This is a genomic window from Roseivirga sp. BDSF3-8 (assembly GCF_041449215.1).
Classification (GTDB): Bacteria; Bacteroidota; Bacteroidia; order Cytophagales; family Cyclobacteriaceae; genus JBGNFV01.
This window is the reverse complement of sequence record NZ_JBGNFV010000001.1, coordinates 5,227,781-5,247,515: the sequence shown is the minus strand read 5'-3', so window position 1 is coordinate 5,247,515 and position 19,735 is coordinate 5,227,781. Positions and strand designations below refer to the sequence as shown.

The window sequence follows — 19,735 nt, the reverse complement described above, 5'->3', positions numbered from 1 at the left end:
TTCCCCTTTGGGGAAGGAATAAGTTTAGACCAGCCTTATGCACCGCGCTATGTGTAAACTACCACCCCGTCTGCTCCAATATGGGCTTATTCCTCATAGCTCTTATTGAGCTATGAAGCTAGGTGTTCATCAATTCCTTCCCTTTGGGGAAGCTGGGCTGGCATACCAGTGGCCGCTTGCAGGAGGTAGCCGCTACCCAATAAGCTAATTGAAAGATAAATTTTCCGGCTCAAGCAAAGGATGCCAAGCGGACGGAAGGGGTCCTCCTGCGTCTGGCACTCAGCAAAGTGAAGCCACCATTCCCCTTTATTGGCGATTAGCATAGTGAGGCTATAGTAAGCACCGAAATAGTCCCCCTTCCGACCCACCATACCATTGAAAAGAGCTGATTTACATGTGAAGGGGGCAGGCGTAGAATGACGCTTATGGAAAGCAAACGCAGAGTCCGGGGGATGTAACCCAGCAGAAAAGGTTGAAGCTACCATACCTGAGGTACTGGTTACATTCTGCGATGTTGCACGCTGGGCTGTGCATTGCATGCCGCGCGTGGCACAAGCGAGACGCCTCTGCCAATGTCGCTTCTTCTCAATGCTCATCTTTGAGCCAAAAAGCCGGATTATAATCAATTCCTTCCCTTTGGGGAAGCTGGGCCGGCATTCCGGTGGCCGCTTATTCAATGTAGCGGCTCTATAATAAGCTAATTTGAAAGATAAATTTTCCGGCTTGTATAAAAGATGCCAAGCGGACGGAAGGGGTTCTCCTACGTCTGGCCCTCAGCAAATTGAATCCACCATTCCCCTTTATTGGCGATTAGCATAGTGAGGCTATAGTAAGCACCGAAATAGTCCCCCTTCCGACCCACCATACCATTGAAAAGAGCTGATTTACATGTGAAGGGGGCGGGCGTAGAATGACGCTTATGGAAAGCAAACGCAGAGTCCGGGGGATGTAACCCAGCAGAAAAGGTTAAAGCTACCATACATGAGGTATTGGTTACATTCTGCAAGGTTGCACGCTGGGGAGTGCATTGCATGCCGCGCGTGGCCCAAGCGCACCGCCTCTGCCAATGTCGCTTCTTCTCAATGCTCATCTTTGAGCCAAAAAGCCGGATTATAATCAATTCCTTCCCTTTGGGGAAGCTGGGCCGGCATTCCGGTGGCCGCTTATTCAATGTAGCCGCTACCCAATAAGCTAATTTGAAAGATAAATTTTCCGGCTTGTATAAAAGATGCCAAGCGGACGGAAGGGGTTCTCCTACGTCTGGCCCTCAGCAAATTGAATCCACCATTCCCCTTTATGGATCTTAGCATAGCTATAATAAGCACCGAAAAAGTCCCCCTTCCGACCCACCATACCATTGAAAAGAGCTGATTTACATGTGAAGGGGGCGGGCGTAGAATGACGCTTATGGAAAGCAAACGCAGAGTCCGGGGGATGTAACCCAGCAGAAAAGGTTAAAGCTACCATACATGAGGTATTGGTTACATTCTGCAAGGTTGCACGCTGGGGAGTGCATTGCATGCCGCGCGTGGCCCAAGCGCACCGCCTCTGCCAATGTCGCTTCTTCTCAATGCTCATCTTTGAGCCAAAAAGCCGGATTATAATCAATTCCTTCCCTTTGGGGAAGCTGGGCCGGCATTCCGGTGGCCGCTTATTCAATGTAGCGGCTAGATAAATAGCTAATTTGAAAGATAAATTTTCCGGTTCAAGCAAAGGATGACAAGCGGACGGAAGGGGTCCTCCTGCGTCTGGCACTCAGCAAATTGAATCCACCATTCCCCTTTATTGGAGTTTAGCACAGCTATAATAAGCACCGAAAAAGTCCCCCTTCCGACCCACCATACCATTGAAAAGAGCTGATTTACATGTGAAGGGGGCAGGCGTAGAATGACGCTTATGGAAAGCAAACGCAGAGTCCGGGGGATGTAACCCAGCAGAAAAGGTTGAACCTACCATACAGGAGGTACTGGTTACATTCTGCGATGTTGCACGCTGGGCTGTGCATTGCATGCCGCGCGTGGCACAAGCGAGACGCCTCTGCCAATGTCGCTTCTTCTCAATGCTCATCTTTGAGCCAAAAAGCCGGATTATAATCAATTCCTTCCCCTCGGGGGAAGTAATACGTTTAGACCGATCCTCGTGCACCGCACTGACACAAGCGCACCGTCAATGAGGCTTATGCTCTTAGATCATATTATGCAATGAAGCTAAGTGTTCATCAATTCCTTCCCTTTGGGGAAGCTGGGCCGGCATTCCGGTGGCCGCTTATTCAATGTAGCGGCTCTATAATAAGCTAATTTGAAAGATAAATTTTCCGGTTCAAGCAAAGGATGACAAGCGGACGGAAGGGGTCCTCCTGCGTCTGGCACTCAGCAAAGTAAATCCACCATTCCCCTTTATTGGAGCTTAGCCTGGCATCGCTAGAATAAGAGCCAAGTAAGTCCCCCTTCCGTCTGCGAAGGTAGGTTGGTCGTATTGTCTACAGTATATCTTCAAAATAACTGAAATATATACTGTCACTTTTATACCGCAGCCACCTTCCCCAAGTGGGAAGGAATAGATATAAGTCCAGCATTGTGGGGCGTGCAACGTATCGCGCTGATACAAGCGCGGCGCCTGCGTTAATGGGAGCAAATTATGCTAAAAAATCCTATCGAAATGAAAGTAGAAAAATAATTCTTACCCGTAGGTTAAAATGTCTTATATTTTATAAGGATATTAAATAATGAATTAATAGTACGGTTTTTTTATAATATACATTTACAATATAAATAACACTTAATATGAAAATCAATATACTGCTTTTCCTCTTTATTGCATGTCTATCTTGCTCTGAAAGCTCAGGAGACTTTGTTGGAGAATGGGAACCGATTAACCATCGGAATAAGTATGAACGAATAACTATAGAAAAAGCTGATGCAGACGAATTAAGGGCGGTATGTAAGGGTCGATCTAATAGCATGAATGTAATATTAGTGCCAGTAGATGATGATACGTATAATAGTAAAGAGAGTATCTTCGGAATGTATTTTACTTTGAAGTATAAGGATGGAGTACTAATTGATTATGCTTTAGGGCAGGAGTATAAAAAATCAAATAAACAACCATCCAAAATTTCTCCAAATTAATTTTTCTCCCCGCGTGAGGGATAGAGCCATTGTTGGAGCCCGTATTGGCCTTGAGCGCCTGCAGGCGACTTCCGATAGCCCGACCCGGCCGGTCGCCTATACGTGACGGTCGGGGCACGCCCAAAAACAAATTATGACAACATTCGGATACCCCAACCCCCAACCCACTCCCCCAACCCCCTGATAAATATGATTTTACCCTTGGGAATGCGGAATCATAAATGATTTGACTATGTTTGGGGTACATAAGCACGGGGTGCTCGCCGGTGAGGTGGGCTGAGATGATACCCGCAACCTGATTTGGATAATGCCAACGTAGGAATGCAATTTCAAGGTTCTATTTCCATAGAAGCTCTATTCTGGCAGGTATTCGGTCGGGGGGGCGCTTTTTTTATTTGAGGTGATATATGGAAGTAGACAAAATAAACTCGGGCCTGATCCCGCAAAGCCAGCCCAACTGGCAGGGGAGGCCGGAATGGTTCTTTAATCGTGAGCATACAGATACCTATGAGCTGTGGTACGAAGGCCGCTACAAGCGGGCGGAGGTATGGCAGAAGAAGGTAATGGAGCAACTGGTGTCAGGCGACGGGCGCATCAAAACGCTGCTGGAGTTTGGCTGCGGTACCACCCGCTTTACCCGCTGGTGGAAGGAGATAGGCATAGAGGCCACGGGCGGGGACATCTCTCCGCTGATGCTCTCGCAGGCGCTGCACCTGTTTGAGGGTGACCTCGTGATGGCCGACTCGCATCATATGCCGTTTAAGGACCACACCTTCGACGCGCTGGCGTTCATCACGACCTTTGAGTACTACAAAGACCCCGTGCAGGTCATACGGGAAGCGGCCAGGGTGGGCAAATACGGCATTGCTATGGGCATGATGAACCGTAACTCGCCCAAGGTGGTGCGCAGGAGAGTGCAGCAGCTTTTTGGCAAAAACCCCTTTTACGTAACCGCGACATTCTACACACCCGCTATGCTGAAGGACATTATAAAGGAGGCGCTGAAGGGCCGGGACTATAGCATTGAGTGGACGGCAACGGGCCTGCCAAAGTGGTTTCCCGTGCAGCAATGGAACGTGCCCGTGGGTGACTTTTTTGGCCTGTATGTGAAACTGAAAGACGTATACTGATATGAGCGATAGCAAACTGGGCAAGATCGAGCACCATTTATTCCAGCAGTTTATACAGGACAAGTGCGGTGCGCCACGCGGTGAGGTGATGGCAGGCCCGCAGTTCGGGGTAGATGTGTCGCTGGTAGACCTGGGCGGCGGCCGGGCGATGGCGCTTACCAGTGATCCGCTGTCGCTGATACCTTCGCTGGGGCTGGAGGAGTCGGCCTGGCTGTCCGTGCACCTGATGGCGAATGACATGGCCACTACCGGCTATGCGCCGCAGTTCGGCCAGTTTGTGCTGAACCTGCCTGCCACTTTTAGTAAAAGTGATTTTCATACCTACTGGGAGCATATCCATCGGATGTGCAAGGACATAGGCATGGCGATTACGGGCGGCCATACCGGCTTTATAGAGGGGCAGAACAGCACCATAGCCGGGGGCGGCACCTTCATAGCGATAGGGGAAAAGGACAGGATGCGGGTGTCTAAACATGCGCAGCCCGGCAATAGCCTGCTGGTGACCAAGCAGTGTGCCTTGTCTTCTTCGGCCATCCTGGCCATGAGCTTTCCTGAGACCGTGAAGGATAAAGCAGGAGCAGAGGTGTATGAGGAAGGCTGCCGGGCCTTTTACCGGACGTCTTCGCTGCCCGATGCGCTGGCGGCGGTAGGCGAGAACCATGAGCATGACGACATTACAGCGATGCACGATGTAACGGAAGGCGGCGTGCTGGGCGCTATTTACGAGCTGGCGACTGCCTCGGGCAATGGCGTAGCCGTGCACAATGAAAAGTTGCCGGTAGGAGAGGTGCAGCAGCAGATATGCCGGGTCTTTGACCTGGACCCGCGGTACTGCATCGGTGCCGGTGCTATGATCATTACCTGCAGGCAGGGGACTGCGCCTGCCGTGATTGAGCGACTGGCGGCAAAGGGTATCCTGTGTACCGAAGCAGGCACTATAACCGAAAAGGAGCAGGGCATAAAGCTGATAGAGGATGGCCGGGAAACGGACATGCTTTACTATGAAGAAGACCCGTACTGGGCGGCATTTTTCAACGCGCTGAAGGCAGGCTGGAAATGAGGGACCGAAGGACGACACTAGATAAGGGCGTGTACCTCGTGATAGACCCCTCGATGGAAGAAGCCCTTCTGATGGATAAGCTGCGGCTGATACTAAAAGAGAAGGTGGCGGCAGTGCAGGTATGGGATAACTTCCGTGAAGGGCAGGACATCCCGGGCCTGATAGACCGGCTGTGCGCCCTTTGCCACGCCCACGAGACACCGGTGCTGATCAATAACCGTTGGGAGCTGGGGCAGACTAGCGAGCTGGATGGCGTGCACTTTGATGAGATGCCGGAAGACCTGGAAAGGGTCAGGCAGTCTGCTGGCCGAAGGGTGATGCTGGGGATAACCGTTAACAATGACCTGGAGCTTATACGCCGGGCAGAGGCGGGGGGCATGGATTATATCTCCTTCTGCTCCATGTTTCCCAGTACGACGGCGACTAGCTGCGACCTGGTCCCGTTTGAGGTGGTGCGTAAGGCGAAGGAGATCTTCAGCGGCCCCATATTCCTCGCCGGAGGCATTCACCCCGAAAATATGCATAAACTGAATGAACTGGACTATGCAGGTGTGGCAGTCGTCTCCGGCATCATGAGCAGCGACCGGCCTGGTGAGGCGGTCAGAGCCTATCAACAACATATCAAACGAATACGATGAGACCTGAAACGATAAAAAAACTGTGCTGTCCATTCGATAAGGCAGACCTGGAACTGACTGAAGTGGTAAAGGATAGGGAGGGTAAGATACTGGAGGGCTTCTTCTGGTGTACCCAATGCAAGCGGATTTACCCGATAGTGAAGGGCATCCCTATCATGAACCCGGACGAGTACCGCGAGTTCAACCTGGAAAAGCCCATGCTCGACCGCTGGCAAAAGCACCTCACAGGAAAAAAGATCGAGAACTTCCGCCTGGTGGATGACGGTGGTGAGGGTAGGTTGGAGATTGGCACCGACTAAGTTCTTATTGGGAGCTATGCACGTTCCCGCTTAAGGAGCACAGCCATTGAGCTAAGCAGTAAAATTCCCCTCCTGCGCTAATAGGAGGGGGGAAATAAAAACGCGAAGGCGTGTTTTATTTCGGGGTGGTCCTTGCAGGATATCGGGAAAGATTAATATTTCGGGTAAAGCGGGAATTCTTAACAGACTACTATTTGGTTGTGTATACTCTTAGTTGCATGGCCAATCTCCCGCCTGGAAGGGCTTAACCTGCCCTCAATAAGCTTGCAGGCTAATGTAGTGGGGCATAGAGGCTCGTCTGGTAATGATTAAATCCCGGCCCTGTTAGCACAGGCAGGTAGTTCTCCTCTACACTCAATCCAACCCGTAATAAGGCCTGCTTACAAACGGATAGAACTTGAAACGAAGTATTTCCTATCCCGCTCATAGACCGAGAAGGTGAAGGTATCCAGGGTCTCTTTATTAACCACTTTTGCCCAAAACAGAGTGTAGTTAGGCTGGGTCTGTTTCAGGATAGTGTATTTGGTTTGATCGATGCGGTCTGTTATTGACCCGGTCTCCTGCATATCTATTTCCACCACAATGTATCGCCAGTAGGGGTGGAGGTTATCGCATGCATCAGGGGCTGGTTCTCTGAATTCATCCTCCTGCAGGACAGATCCGAAAAGATATGACCCGTCCTTTCTTTCATCCATATGGTAGTAGTCTAAGGTATCCCCGGTTCGTCGCCCGAATAGGATCACATCCTCACCCGGCATCCAGGCAAAGCCCTGTTCTACCAGGTCTTCACAGGTTACCTCCCGGTTGATCTCAAAAAGGCCGGTGCTGACCTCCTGTTTATGGTGACAGGACATAAGCATGAGAAAGACCAGGCAGGTAAATATGATGCCGATTGATTTTGGGTGGCTACTGATATTCATTTGATCAAGTATAGTAAGGATATAGCAGAATCAGTAATATAGGCTTTGCCAATGCCAGGGTTTCGGGGGATTTGACAAGGCAGCAGAAGCTGTCCTGCTGCCTAAAATGCAATGGAATAGTTGATACTTGGTGTCGGATTGATCTTAAGGCTATGTCCCTCTTATGCCAGTGCTATGACTCCCAGCCTGAAATTCAGCCCCTTCCAGACCATAAACCTCGCACCGACCTCCAGCGCCACCGCATTCTCATCCTTATAGTCCCTCGTGAGACCGCGCAGGTAGGAAGTGCCGGCATAGAGTGAGGAGGGTATCTCCTGCTTTCCGAAGGGCAAAAACCAATAGCTCACACCGGTCTTTAAAAATTCAGTAGTTTTGCCGCTGGTAAAGTTGGTCACATAATAACCTCCATGCACCGATACCTGGCCACGGTGATATTCCAGTCCGATCGAAGGGTTACGAAATGCATTCATGCTTAGCTGATTTTTAGGAAATCTATCCTGACCCAATGCTAAGTGGCCTACCAATAACAGTAAACCACAGATAATCTGCTTTTTCATTGACGTATTGTTTATGATAAAGCAAATATCATTTCTGCCGCACCGAATCTACCGGACATATGTCCTGAAAAACGGGGCTTATTTTTTGGCTCTCAGGCGGGTCAGGTGCCGGGGGGTCATGCCCAGCATAGAAGCAATGTATTGCAGCGGCACGGCCCGGAGGATTTCCGGTTCTTCCGCCACCAGCTTTTCGTATCGCTGTTCGGCCGTCAGGGTGATCAGGTCGAACTTACCCTTATCAATACAGCAAATCTGCCATTCCAATAGCGATATATAGAACCCTTTAAAAGCCTGGATCTTTTCTTTCAGGTGCTCTACATCTGATTTTTCGATGACCCACAGCACCGTATCCGACAGAGCCCGGATGTTTTCCCTGGCCGGCACCTCATTCAGATAACTCAGAAGGGACGCCACAAAGGAATGAGTAAGCGCGATATAGGTTGTCTTCTCCTCCCCGTTTGCAGCCAGGGAATAGTACTGTAACTGGCCCTTCTCCACAAATCCCAGCTCAAGCGATACCCGGCCTTCCTGCACAAAAAAGTTGCCTTTCTCTAACGTCCTTCTTTTAAAGAATCCGGCTATCCTCGCTGCATCTGGGGGTGAAAATCCGGCACCGGTAAAATACGTGTCAACCATGGTATTTTTACTTAATCTGCCTTAATATACCCAATAGGCAGATGGTAAATGCCTCTATTTAATAAAGCCCAAAAACTTTGCTTCATTCGGCACTCATATTTTCTACATACATGCCTTACCAGGGCCTAACTCAAGCAAAACTACTAACCTGTATCTCTGCCACCGGCGCCCCGGCGGCTGACGAAAAATTATGCGGCATCACTTCAAGAAAATGAACTCAGGAAAGACCATGCCTGATATTTAAGCCCATTGAGTGTATGGGAGAAGATACACAGGAGTTTGGGAAATTTGGTAAAGGTTGTCGCTAACCTTTCCGCAATAGTATCAAGTGAGAAAGCAAACGCATAGCATTCTTCGCTCCTCGTGTAAAATATCCAGCTTCCGCCTGTTATCCTTTCCGGGTTAATGCAATAAAGTTGTAAGTGGTTATAAATAAGCTGCTTATATAATTATTACTCCAACCATTAACCTATTCCTATCATGATAAATAACAACAAGATATTTCATGCGGTCCCCTCCGGCAAACCCTCCCTCCGTGCTGCCTATGAATTATGGTTAAAAAGCCAGACCGATGTAGGCAAAACCGCCCCCGAATCATTTAATGGCATCCCTCAGGGCGCTACCGTCGGTATTATTGGCGGTGGGATGGCGGGCCTGTATTCGGCCCTTATTCTCAAAAGCCGTGGGGTAAACTTTCATGTACTGGAAGCCAGCTCACGCCTGGGCGGGAGGGTGTACACCTACCGCTTTAACGAGAAGCCAAATCAATACTTTGAGGCCGGGGCCATGAGGCTGCCGGATATTCCTGAGCAAGAGCCGGTCTTTAACCTGATCGATTACCTGAATGAACGGGTCAGTCCTGATATGAAAATAGACAGGATACGCTATGTGCTGTATGATGATGACGGTAACAGGGTAAATGTGAACAGCACCCGGAACAGCGATGGCGGCATTATGTCTGTAAAATATGCCAATACTAACCCCGCTGAACTGGGTTTTATCCTTAAGCCGGAAGACCAGGGCAAAACAGCGACCGAACTGCTAAACGAGGTGATCCAGCCCTTTGTGGATATGCTGGAAAAGGATTTTGAGAAGGGCTTTCAGGCCATCATCCAGTACGACGATTATTCCTTTTACTCTTACCTGCAGATGGAAGCAGGCTGGTATAACGATAAGATCAACTACGTGGAGACGATGACCAGTCAGACGAACCAGTTTCAGAACAGCTTTACCGAACTAATCATCGAGAACATAGATTTCTCACAGGCAAACTGGTATAGCATAGCCAATGGCATGGACCGCCTGCCCAATGCCTGTGCCGAGGTGGTGGGCTATGATAATATTACCCTGGATGCTCCGGTGAATACGATCCAATATACTGATGATGGCCGGGTCAGAGTATTTTATGGATCGGACTATAAATACAAGACCTTTGACTATGTCATAGCCGCAGTACCCCCGGCCGTATTAAAGATGTTGGTGGTGCCCCAGTGGAGCTCTTCTAAAACCCAGGCCATTCGCTCGCTGCACTTCGAGCCTCTTTATAAAATAGGCATGCGGTTTAAGACACGTTTTTGGGAAAAGGTTAAAAACCCCTCTTTCGGCGGACAATCCATATCTGATTTGCCCAGCCGCTGGTTTGTGTACCCCTCGTATGGTTTCGGGGACGATGATGAGGGGGTGCTGCTACTTTACTCATGGATGACAGACGCTTACGTATGGTTGGCTTATTCGGAAGAAGAGCGGCAGCGTATTGCATTACGTGACCTGCAGGCGATGTACCCTGAGGTGAAATTATTTGATCAGTTCATAGAGTCATTTGACGTATCATGGTCGCAAAAGTGGGCTACCGGCGATGCCATGTTCTACCCCGGTCAGTTCAGAAACCTCTTTAATATAGCCCGGCAGCCCGAGGGCAGGGTATTCTTTGCCGGTGAACACCTTAGTGTTCATCACACCTGGATAGTAGGCGCATTGGATTCCGCACTGCTTGCCTGCGGTCAGCTTTTAGGGCAGCCACTATCACCGATCGTGCCTGAAGGTAAAGACGCCACCACTCATACCTACGACTACTCCGGCATACACCCATGCCAGCCGAAGATACAGAGGCCGGAGCGGGTAGCTGCCGAGTGATACAGGCACGCATATTTCCGTCCTGTACAGATAGGATAGGGGCTGTTTCAGCCACCCGGGCCCGTAAAGCAAGCTACCGCTGAGAACCGGCTTGGCTACCCCAATAAGGTCGCCCGCTGCACGGCGCCCGTTGCACGGCGCCCGTTGCACGGTGCCAATCATCAATTAAAATCCTGCCTCCCCACTATTTCAAGCGTCCGCTTGGAATAAATGGGGTGGCTTAAAAATACTGCTGTACCGTCCGGGGACCTGTGCCCTCACTAGCGTGGGTAGCTGATTACAAATGCCTTGTTTAGCTTTTCCGATTTGCATAATTCTAAATCTTCGGCGAGTCACATTTAGAAATAGGTGGAGTGATTGTGCGATCCGATGATGTAGAAAAGATGCTAAGTTATGTTAAAAGTGAAGATGAGTTTGATACTCCCTTTGGAATGATAGATGAGCCTGAAACTTCTGCTTATTCAAATCCATCAGAATGGCATTATTACTTAATCTGCCTCAATATACCTAATAGGCAGGTAGTAAATGCCTCTATTTAGTAAGGGCCAAAGACTTTGCTTCATTCGGCACTCATATTTTCTACACACATGGCTTACCGTAGTCTAACTCAAGCAAAACTACTGACCCGTATCCGGAAAGTCCGCCACAGGGTATAATTTTAAATCAATACGTAGCTATTTTAAAGAGTAAAGGTTAGTTTTTCTAAACCCCACTCACCATAGCGGGTCGATGTGCACAACTGGATAAAAAAATATGGCTTTAGACTTAATCATATATACTAGAGATACAAACGAGTCATTAATAGAGAAAATCGAAAAAAGATTTTCAGATTTTGGCATGAACCTGAAATTTCACCCTGATTTTAAATTTGATGAGGAGTCTGATACAGGATTTTGTCCTTTTAGATTAGAGATATTGAATCACCAATCAGGGCATTATGCCGATTTTAATAAACCATTATTGACTGGTTTTGAAATTTATTTCGACAGTTATGAATACCCTGAAGTTTCGATTAAGGATCAAAAGAAATCATTCTTTAGTAATTTATTCAGATCAAAAAATAAGCCTCAGCAACCTATTGAATATGTGGTTAATGAACAAATTGATGCACATCTAAAAAATTGCAACGAACAAATTACAATTAGTTGGCAAACAGGCCCTGAATTAAGAGTCTCATTGTTTTTCGCTACTTTCTTAGCTGAGCTAACAAATGGAATAATTCTCGACCCCAGATGTGATGATTATTTCCTTCCTGAGAGAGCAATTGATGTCTTTCCGGATGAAATCCTGGATTATGAAAGGTCATTTTCAAAAGAGGAATTTTCATCAAAGCTTCATGAATTTAAAGATTGGGTATAAACCTGTTTTTGGTAAAATAGGCATGCCGTAGTTTTGAACCAGTTGGACTCCTATACGGCTGGGCGGCATTCCGCAGGGCGGCTATCCGCAGGGCGGCTATCCGCTGGGCGGCATTCCACAGGGCGGCTATTTTGTAGAGACGCGATTCATCGCGTCTTGTCCCGTCTGGCCACAATTCAGGAGCCCTACCTGGCCTCACATAGTCTCCAGGTCCCACACAGCCCCTATCACTCCCCCGGAACGTCGTCTTTGTAGTCTCTTCTTGGCATCGTCTTCCTTGCCTTTGGCGTACTGTCTTGGTAACCCTATCACAAGCCCCATCGGCACCGAGACTTGGTAGCACGTAGGCACGCCGCTCCCGCCCCCCTCCGGCTTTATACATAGAAGCCGTCGATACCGATTCACCCTCATTGTCCCCTGCGTATATCAACTCCTCATAGACCGTCACATTTCCCGCCGCGTCTGCCGCTTCCGCCCGCACCCATACCCCATTCGTCATATCCAAATCAGTACCCAGTGCATAAGCATACACCTTATTAGCTATCAACACATGGCACTCACCGCTTTCCACTACCGTGCCCCTTCCATCCATCACCGTCACCCGTAGACAACAAATGCCAAAGTCATCAGACGCATACACCTCAAGCACCTCACCCGTTTTCCCCGTAAATCCCTCGGCCACCACCTTTTCTACCTCTGGTGCATACATATAGTCCCTCACCGCCAGATTCTGCCAGGAAATAAAACCTTCTGCCGCCGCCCTATACATCGCAAACAGCGCATCATTCTCCTTCACCCGCTTGCTATACGCCGTCGCCTCACCGAACCTCTTGTGATGCGCCTTTTGCTTCTCACTCCGGGGTTTCGATGATTTTGCCGGGCGGGCCGACACAATCGTCCTTCCTGCCCGCTGCCGGTACACAATCGCACCGCGTACCATCCCTCTGGCGCCTTCTATCCACGGGTTATTCTCTATGACAGCCATTATATTCGAGCCTTAAGTTTCCTGTTTATTTCTGTCAAAAGTAACCCCGCATACATTATCCCCGCTGTTCAGGTAAGGATATCCGCTTTTATCAAAAGCCTGTCAATCCCCTCACAAAACCGGTAAATAGAATATTCTTAATATCAGCCCCTTTCTTACCCCATGCCTATCCTGTGGGTATCCCGTGGGGTTCCTATATCCATCAGCTCCTAACCCATAAGCAAGCATATTTGTAACTATTCCTGGAAACAGCAAACACACTACCTCAACGCCCACCCAAACCATCCTGTATGATCACCTCATGTACTTTCCTTGTTAAAAAAGAAAATACCCATCATGCCCGCATAAAAGTCTCCGCTTGCGCAGTCACCGCCATAAGTCCCCGATCGTCCCCGTTTGTAGACCACCTTCGTCAAACTAAACCACCAAAGTTCCCCACCTGAGTCCGGTGGTCCGGCATTCCGGTGGCCTTGCGCCTGGGCAGGCGACTTCCGCAGGCTAGCGGACCCGCCCGGCTGCAATCAGCAGATGTGGCACGCCCCACTCAAAAAAAACTATCCACCCACTATTAGAAATATTCATTTTGCTGGATAATTAGTACTATCTTGTTGCTTCCCCTCATCGTAAATGATACCCATGCTCAAGCAAGTCACTACTTTCATCATTTTCCTTTCCATTCTCTTTATTGGCCGTCTTAGTCATGCACAGATCGTTTCTGTGGGCAGTGGCAGCTATACCAAGACCTTTCCCGGTACAGATGAGGCCGGACGCAACGGCTTCCCTCCGGGTACCCCCCAGGCCTCGGGTAATGCCGCGGCCCAGCCAGTCCCGACCAATGACTGGTGGTCTAAGCTGCTGCAGGAAGACCACGCCAGCAATCTGTTCAACTACCCCATCACCATGAAGACCACCCCCGCCGGGCTGGTAACCACCTTCATACCCTGGGGCGTAATAGACGACCAGGAGCCCATAGTAGTAGGAGTGAGCGGATTGAATGCCAGCCGCGCCACCATCTCTGACCACACAGACTGGACGGTCACCATGGACTGGGACAGCCGCTTTCATGCTACCTCCGGCATAGGGATGCCCTTCGTGTACTTTGAAAAACAAGCCGCCGAAGTAGCCAGTGTCACCGTGAACCTGGGTACCGTCACAGTAACCGGCAGGATGCTCCTGGTAACAGACGCGCGCAACGGGGCAGACTTTGCCATTTACGCTCCTGCAGGCAGTACATGGACACAGCAGGGAAATACCTATACCTCTGACCTGAACGGACAAAACTACTGGTCCCTGGCCATGCTACCCCAGGACAACACAAACCCTGCTGAGGTGGCCGACGCCTATGCCCGGTACGCCTATGTATTTCCCGCGGATACCAAAGCGACCTACACCTACCATGAAGCAAACGCTACCGTCCGCACAGAGTTTACCGTCACCACAGACATAAAAGAAGGCGCCAACACAAACATGCTGATTGGGCTGCTGCCCCACCAGTGGGCGCACCTCGCCGCCGACTCGCCACAACCACAGGAACACAGCTACACCTCGGTAAGAGGCGAATTGAAAATGCTGCAGGGCAACAGCTTTTCGGTAGAACACCGCTTTTATGGCATACTGCCCACCCTTCCTTATCTGGCAAACTACAGCGAGGGCTTCGACCTCTCTGCCCTGAGCGAAAAAGTCAGCCTGATGGAAAACGAAAGCCTCGCTACCTGGACAGACAGCTATAACGAGGGGCAGATGATGAACCGCCTCATCCAGACAGCCCGCATTGCCGATAAGATGGGTGATACCGAAGCACGGGATAAAATGATCGCTACCATACAGGAGCGGCTGGAAGACTGGCTCACCGCCGAAGCCGGGGAAGTAGCCTTCCTGTTTTACTATAATACCGACTGGACAGCCCTGCTCGGCTACCCCTCCGGCCACGGGCAAGACACCAACCTGAACGACCACCACTTTCACTGGGGGTATTTTATCCATGCCGCAGCTTTCTTAGAGCAGTACCGCCCCGGCTGGGCCGCCGGGTGGGGCGAAATGGTAAACCTGCTGGTGAGAGACGCAGCCGGTGACCGCGACGATGCCCTGTTTCCCTTCCTCAGAAACTTCAGCCCCTATGCCGGTCATAGCTGGGCAAACGGCTTTGCCTCATTTCCACAGGGTAACGACCAGGAGTCTACCTCCGAGAGTATGCAGTTTTGCTCATCCCTCATACACTGGGGGGCTGTAACCGGCAATGACCAGATTCGCGACCTCGGCATTTACCTGTATACCACAGAGCAGACGGCCATAGAGGAATACTGGTTTGATGTAAACAACCGTAACTTTCAGCCCGGTCAGCAATATGCCCTCGTTTCGCGCGTGTGGGGTAACTCCTACGACAACGGCACCTTCTGGACAAACGACATCGAGGCCAGCTACGGCATAGAACTCTACCCCATACACGGCGGCTCCATGTACCTGGGGCATAATATAGCCTATGCAAAAAAGCTTTGGGCAGAGATAGAACAGAACACCGGTATACTAAACCAGGATGACAATGTAAACCTCTGGCACGATACCATGTGGAAGTTCCTGGCCTTTACCGACCCTCAGAAAGCCATAGATTTGTACGACCAGTACCCCGGACGTACCCTCAAGTTCGGCACCTCCGATGCCCAGACCTACTACTGGCTGCATGCCATGAACGCAATGGGTCAGGTAGTGACCCGTATTACCTCCAACCACCCGCTCGCTGTGGTATTTGATAAAGACGGACAGCTTACCTACACCGCCCATAACTACTCCGACGCCCCAATCACAGTGAGCTTCTCCGACGGCTATACCCTGCAGGTGCCCGCTAACAGCATGGCCACGAGCCGGGACGCAGACATAAAAGGTACGCTGACCACGAGCTTCCAAACGGCCTACCCCGGTGGCAGTGTAGCGCTTACCGTCACCATTACCTCCGGCACGGCCACTAAGGTTGAGTTTTTCAAAAACGGTAAGCTGATAGGAGAAGACGACACCGCCCCCTACACCACTACCGTAAGCAACCTTGCCGCCGGCAAGCACGGCTTCTATGCTAAAATATACCAGGGAGATGCCTTTAATACCACCAATATTGTAGAAGTGATCTCCGGCAGCCAGGCACCCTACCAGGGTACGGCAGCCACCCTCCCCGGTACCATACAAGCAGGCCACTACGATGAATTTGCCGGTGGATCGGGACAGAACATCAGCTACTATGACGCCTCGCCCGGTAACAATGGCGACTTCAGGACAGGTCAGGATGTAGACGCCGCCAGCGTAACCAACGAAGGCGCCACCGTAGGCTGGATAAGTGCCGGTGAATGGCTGGAGTACACCGTAGACGTAGATGCCTCCGCCTACTACAGCCTCTCCTTCCGCTTTGCCTCCGGCAACCCCTCGGGGGGCGGCCCTTTCTACCTCGAAATGGATGGTGAGCGCATCACCCACGATATATTCCTGACCTACACCGGTGACTGGGGTAACTGGCAAACGAAAACGGTAGACGATATACCCCTGCACGAAGGGCAGCACGTACTCCGCCTTGTGTGCTACCAGGGAGAGTTTAATGTGGGCAAAATGACCTTTGCCTATCAGTCAGACCTGCCCTATACACCCCCTATAGCCAATGCCGGTGACAATGTAGTCGTTACCATACCGGCTACGACCGCCGTGCTGGACGGCTCCGGCAGCCGCGGAGGAGTCAGCGACCTTACCTATGCCTGGCGACAGCTCAACGGCCCCTCCATAGCCGTGATCACCAACACCGAAAGCATCTCTCCGGACCTTTCAGGCCTGCAAGAGGGTATCTACACCTTTGAGCTCACCGTTCTTGACGGCACCTATTCAGATACTGACCAAGTACTGGTCATCGTAAGCGAAACGGGTAATTCCGCTCCTGCCGTATCCATCACCTCCCCCGCAGACGAGGCAACCTTTGAGCAGGGCACGGATATTACCATCACCGCCAACGCTACAGACATAGACGGCAGCATCGCCCTTGTAGCGTTCTATGACGGAGATACTAAGATTGGCCAGGACGACACCGCCCCCTTTAGCTATACCTATACAAATGCCTCCGCAGGACCGCATTCCCTTACCGCTTTAGCCACCGATGATAAAAATGCAACCAGCACATCCGAAGCCGTTATGGTGACAGTCGTAGAGGTAAAAGAGTGTGAACAGACACTTTCCGAAGCGACAGAAGGAACCTTCAGTACCGGGTATACGGCCACCTTCCGTACTATAGGCACATCAGTCACCATCACCTTCCGGTTACTGGATACGGATAAGTCCGGCGTAGTCGCCTACCTCTTCCGCGAGTCGCCCTTCGCCGAAACCCCCATGCAGCCCGTAGGGAATAATACCTTCACCGCTACCGTAAACGGCCTCCAGCATGGCGCCACCATCAGCTACGCCGCCAAGTTTGCCTTTGCGGGCGGCCTGGCCGTCACCAAATACATTCGCTATGAGGTAGGTACCACCTGCGGACCAGAGGATACGACGCCACCCGCTAATGTGTCCGTTACCGCAGGCGACATCACCGACACCAGCATAGCCCTCAAGCTCAATGCCACCGATGAGGCCGGCACCATCAATTATGTGATCTCATACGATAGCGGTACAATGAACATAACCGGCGATTCCGGCACCGAGCAAACGGTAGAGGTAGAAGACCTCATGCCCGGGACCAGCTATACCTTCACCGTATCCGCCAGTGACCCGGACGGCAACACAGCCGATGATGAGGTGCTGACCGTCACCACCGCAGCCGAGGTTATATCCGGTATAGACGATGAGGTACTGGAAGGCCTGCGCGTGTACCCCAACCCCTCACCCTCATACGTTACCATAGACATTCCGCCCGGCAGTTCCCTCACCTTCCACTCACTGGTAAATGCTATCGGGGCCACACAGAGCGTACCCCTGACACGCACCGTTAAAGGCTACCAACTGGACCTGACCCCCCTTACGGCGGGTATCTACTTCGTGAATCTTACTACAGCGGATGGCCAGGTCCTCAGAGGTATCAGAGTGTTTAGAGAGTGAATTTTGCCAGACCCCGATGTGCAGCGCGCAGCGTGCAGCGCGCAGCGCGCAGCGTGCAACGTGCAACGCGCGGCATGCAACGCGCGGCGTGCAACGCGCGGCGTGCAACGCTTCTCTGGTGCAGGGATTTCGCTTGTGCCTGGTACTGCCGGCTCAGGATTTTGGTTCATGATAGGATAGCCAGCGTTTTCATTCTGAAGATATCCTGATTATCATTTTATCTTTTTAATCCTGAGCCTCTCTCTGACTACCAGGCATACGCCAGTTGGGCACACATCCCTGGCAGGTATCTTTCGTGCTTTTCTTCGCTCTCTGCCACCTGCCTTCCAGCCCAGGTACTCTGTAAGACCTTCAGTTCGCTCACCAGTGTAAGACACTTAGCAGTAGTGCCTGTAGCGGCTTTTCTTTTTTGCAGACTGTAGTCCCCCTTCGGCGTAGCATGTAAGGGTGTAGCTAGGCTTTTGACTTGATAGGGGTGGTCCCGCTTCGGGCAGGGCTGGAAATGTTACTTTGGAACACTAACATCAATGCCGGGGGATGTCTGAGCCAGCAGTGAGCGTACCGGCTCAGGATTTTGGTTCATGATAGGGTAGCTAGGGTTTTCATTTCACTATAGCCACCATAACCCCCTTTTTTATTCCATATTTTTTTCCGAAGGTAAGCAATGCGCTCATTTTGTCATGTAAATGAATGCGATGTGAGCTTACTTGCAGACTAATTCAGTAAATCAGATTAATCTGCAAGAGCCATGTTTCGGAGATTTCTGCTAGGTGCCGTATTAATGATGACCTGCCTGGGGGCTGTTGCTCAGGATGAAAGCCAATTAAGTATACCTCAGTATATGAAAATGGTAAGAGCCGGTGCGCAATTACCCCCTCCGCCACCCGCTGAAGGTGCCCTGGAGCCCCTCTTGACTTACACCGCCGATACCTTGCCGGAAGTGAGGCGTACGGCCTATTACTTTATAGGAGAAAGTGCCCGCGCAGGTAAGGGTGATGCATTTGTAGTAGCCCTGCTAAATGGCATGAATGATGAAGACCCCGGGGTGAGAGCCTCGGTAATGGCCTACCTCGAGCGTATAGGCCCTGCGGCTTATAATGAAAAAGCGGAAAACCTCCTTACAAATAACTTACAAAAATGGGCCTCTGCCTACCCGGAGATGGCCATGATTGGCGCCGGGGTGTTAGGCCAAAAAGCCAGGCCTGCCCTCTTACCACTCGTAAGTCGTACGGAAAATCTTGATCACCGGTGGATACTCTACCTGGCTTTGAGCAGGGCAGGAGACGATAATGCCACCCGCAAGGTCGTAAATGCCATTGGCAGACAGCAGGTAAGTGACGACTGGGTCTATGACCTGGCACCTGATCTTGTGTACACCCGCCAGAAGGCTGCCTTCGACCTGCTGGTAAAAGAACTTAACAGCCAGCAAAAGCTTTGCTCCCCGGCCGCAGCAGACCTGTCCGGTAACATCGTTTGCGGGTATCGTATTCTTGAAATGGTAGCTCCTCATATACAGGATTTTCCTATAAAGACTGACGTCACTGGTGACCTTGATACGGATGACTACCCTAAAGCGCTCGAAACAGCCAGGCAGTGGTTCAGTGTAAATCCTGATTATGTGATCCTGCAGTGAGTTTTATCATGCAACACTTTTTCCCGGGCGCCAAATGGCGCCTTTTTTATTGGCTAAAAAGTGATTTTTCGAACAGTGATTATAATGGACTTGTGTGTAACAAAGTGATCTATGTTTGTTTTTTTCTCGGTGTTTCTACAGGTAAATTAGAATATTGTAAATGAGATTAAAATGAGGTTTAATTGAATCATTTAGGGTC

13 protein-coding genes and 1 riboswitch are annotated in these 19,735 nt (G+C 50.5%); of the genes, 9 read left to right on the top strand and 4 right to left on the bottom strand.

Annotated elements, in window-relative coordinates; translation table 11 throughout:
- Positions 1-2,783: 2,783 nt before the first annotated feature.
- From AB9P05_RS21435 to AB9P05_RS21415, 5 genes are all read left to right on the top strand, one after another.
- Entirely contained in the window at positions 2,784-3,128 is a 345-nt protein-coding gene (locus tag AB9P05_RS21435; RefSeq protein ID WP_371910883.1) for a hypothetical protein, read from the top strand.
- Positions 3,129-3,370: 242 nt separating this feature from the next.
- Positions 3,371-3,467, top strand: a riboswitch (TPP riboswitch).
- 68 nt (positions 3,468-3,535) lie between these two features.
- The gene (locus tag AB9P05_RS21430; RefSeq protein ID WP_371910882.1) at positions 3,536-4,258 is read left to right on the top strand and encodes a class I SAM-dependent methyltransferase; all 723 of its coding nucleotides are present in this window, start codon (positions 3,536-3,538) and stop codon (positions 4,256-4,258) included.
- A gap of 1 nt (position 4,259) precedes the next feature.
- Positions 4,260-5,318: an AIR synthase family protein gene (locus tag AB9P05_RS21425; protein WP_371910881.1), complete on the top strand. Its 1,059-nt coding sequence runs from the start codon at positions 4,260-4,262 to the stop codon at positions 5,316-5,318.
- Entirely contained in the window at positions 5,315-5,956 is a 642-nt protein-coding gene (locus tag AB9P05_RS21420) for a thiamine phosphate synthase (RefSeq protein ID WP_371910880.1), read from the top strand. Before AB9P05_RS21425 ends, AB9P05_RS21420 begins: the two co-directional genes overlap by 4 nt.
- Positions 5,953-6,255: a Trm112 family protein gene (locus AB9P05_RS21415; RefSeq protein WP_371910879.1), complete on the top strand. Its 303-nt coding sequence runs from the start codon at positions 5,953-5,955 to the stop codon at positions 6,253-6,255. Before AB9P05_RS21420 ends, AB9P05_RS21415 begins: the two co-directional genes overlap by 4 nt.
- Positions 6,256-6,635: 380 nt before the next feature.
- Here AB9P05_RS21415 and AB9P05_RS21410 read toward each other — a convergent pair whose 3' ends face one another.
- The 3 genes from AB9P05_RS21410 to AB9P05_RS21400 form a co-directional block, all read right to left on the bottom strand.
- Positions 6,636-7,175, bottom strand: coding sequence for a hypothetical protein (locus AB9P05_RS21410; protein WP_371910878.1), 540 nt, complete (start codon positions 7,173-7,175; stop codon positions 6,636-6,638).
- A gap of 161 nt (positions 7,176-7,336) precedes the next feature.
- Positions 7,337-7,645 (bottom strand): hypothetical protein, encoded by a 309-nt coding sequence (locus AB9P05_RS21405; protein ID WP_371910877.1) that lies wholly within the window; start codon positions 7,643-7,645, stop codon positions 7,337-7,339.
- Positions 7,646-7,810: 165 nt separating this feature from the next.
- Positions 7,811-8,368, bottom strand: a complete 558-nt coding sequence (locus tag AB9P05_RS21400; RefSeq protein ID WP_371910876.1) for a Crp/Fnr family transcriptional regulator — start codon at positions 8,366-8,368, stop codon at positions 7,811-7,813.
- Between the two features lie 480 nt (positions 8,369-8,848).
- Here AB9P05_RS21400 and AB9P05_RS21395 point away from each other — a divergent pair, with 480 nt between their 5' ends.
- Together AB9P05_RS21395 and AB9P05_RS21390 are read left to right on the top strand one after the other, a co-directional pair.
- Positions 8,849-10,501 (top strand): flavin monoamine oxidase family protein, encoded by a 1,653-nt coding sequence (locus AB9P05_RS21395; RefSeq protein ID WP_371910875.1) that lies wholly within the window; start codon positions 8,849-8,851, stop codon positions 10,499-10,501.
- A gap of 753 nt (positions 10,502-11,254) precedes the next feature.
- Entirely contained in the window at positions 11,255-11,860 is a 606-nt protein-coding gene (locus AB9P05_RS21390) for a hypothetical protein (RefSeq protein ID WP_371910874.1), read from the top strand.
- On the opposite strand, the gene AB9P05_RS21385 is transcribed toward AB9P05_RS21390, so the two are convergent.
- Positions 11,844-12,845: a hypothetical protein gene (locus AB9P05_RS21385; protein WP_371910873.1), complete on the bottom strand. Its 1,002-nt coding sequence runs from the start codon at positions 12,843-12,845 to the stop codon at positions 11,844-11,846. The genes AB9P05_RS21390 and AB9P05_RS21385 overlap by 17 nt on opposite strands.
- A gap of 636 nt (positions 12,846-13,481) precedes the next feature.
- On the opposite strand from AB9P05_RS21385, the gene AB9P05_RS21380 reads away from it, so the two are divergent.
- Positions 13,482-17,903: a glycosyl hydrolase gene (locus tag AB9P05_RS21380; RefSeq protein ID WP_371910872.1), complete on the top strand. Its 4,422-nt coding sequence runs from the start codon at positions 13,482-13,484 to the stop codon at positions 17,901-17,903.
- Between the two features lie 748 nt (positions 17,904-18,651).
- Entirely contained in the window at positions 18,652-19,536 is an 885-nt protein-coding gene (locus AB9P05_RS21375; protein ID WP_371910871.1) for a hypothetical protein, read from the top strand.
- Positions 19,537-19,735: the final 199 nt, after the last annotated feature.

Coding starts and splice junctions, on each gene's coding strand:
- AB9P05_RS21415 (WP_371910879.1), top strand. CDS start 5,953: ATGAGACCTGAAACGATAAAAAAACTGTGCTGTCCATTCGATAAGGCA.
- AB9P05_RS21420 (WP_371910880.1), top strand. CDS start 5,315: ATGAGGGACCGAAGGACGACACTAGATAAGGGCGTGTACCTCGTGATA.
- AB9P05_RS21400 (WP_371910876.1), bottom strand. CDS start 8,368: ATGGTTGACACGTATTTTACCGGTGCCGGATTTTCACCCCCAGATGCA.
- AB9P05_RS21425 (WP_371910881.1), top strand. CDS start 4,260: ATGAGCGATAGCAAACTGGGCAAGATCGAGCACCATTTATTCCAGCAG.
- AB9P05_RS21410 (WP_371910878.1), bottom strand. CDS start 7,175: ATGAATATCAGTAGCCACCCAAAATCAATCGGCATCATATTTACCTGC.
- AB9P05_RS21390 (WP_371910874.1), top strand. CDS start 11,255: ATGGCTTTAGACTTAATCATATATACTAGAGATACAAACGAGTCATTA.
- AB9P05_RS21395 (WP_371910875.1), top strand. CDS start 8,849: ATGATAAATAACAACAAGATATTTCATGCGGTCCCCTCCGGCAAACCC.
- AB9P05_RS21435 (WP_371910883.1), top strand. CDS start 2,784: ATGAAAATCAATATACTGCTTTTCCTCTTTATTGCATGTCTATCTTGC.
- AB9P05_RS21375 (WP_371910871.1), top strand. CDS start 18,652: ATGTTTCGGAGATTTCTGCTAGGTGCCGTATTAATGATGACCTGCCTG.
- AB9P05_RS21380 (WP_371910872.1), top strand. CDS start 13,482: ATGCTCAAGCAAGTCACTACTTTCATCATTTTCCTTTCCATTCTCTTT.
- AB9P05_RS21385 (WP_371910873.1), bottom strand. CDS start 12,845: ATGGCTGTCATAGAGAATAACCCGTGGATAGAAGGCGCCAGAGGGATG.
- AB9P05_RS21405 (WP_371910877.1), bottom strand. CDS start 7,645: ATGAATGCATTTCGTAACCCTTCGATCGGACTGGAATATCACCGTGGC.
- AB9P05_RS21430 (WP_371910882.1), top strand. CDS start 3,536: ATGGAAGTAGACAAAATAAACTCGGGCCTGATCCCGCAAAGCCAGCCC.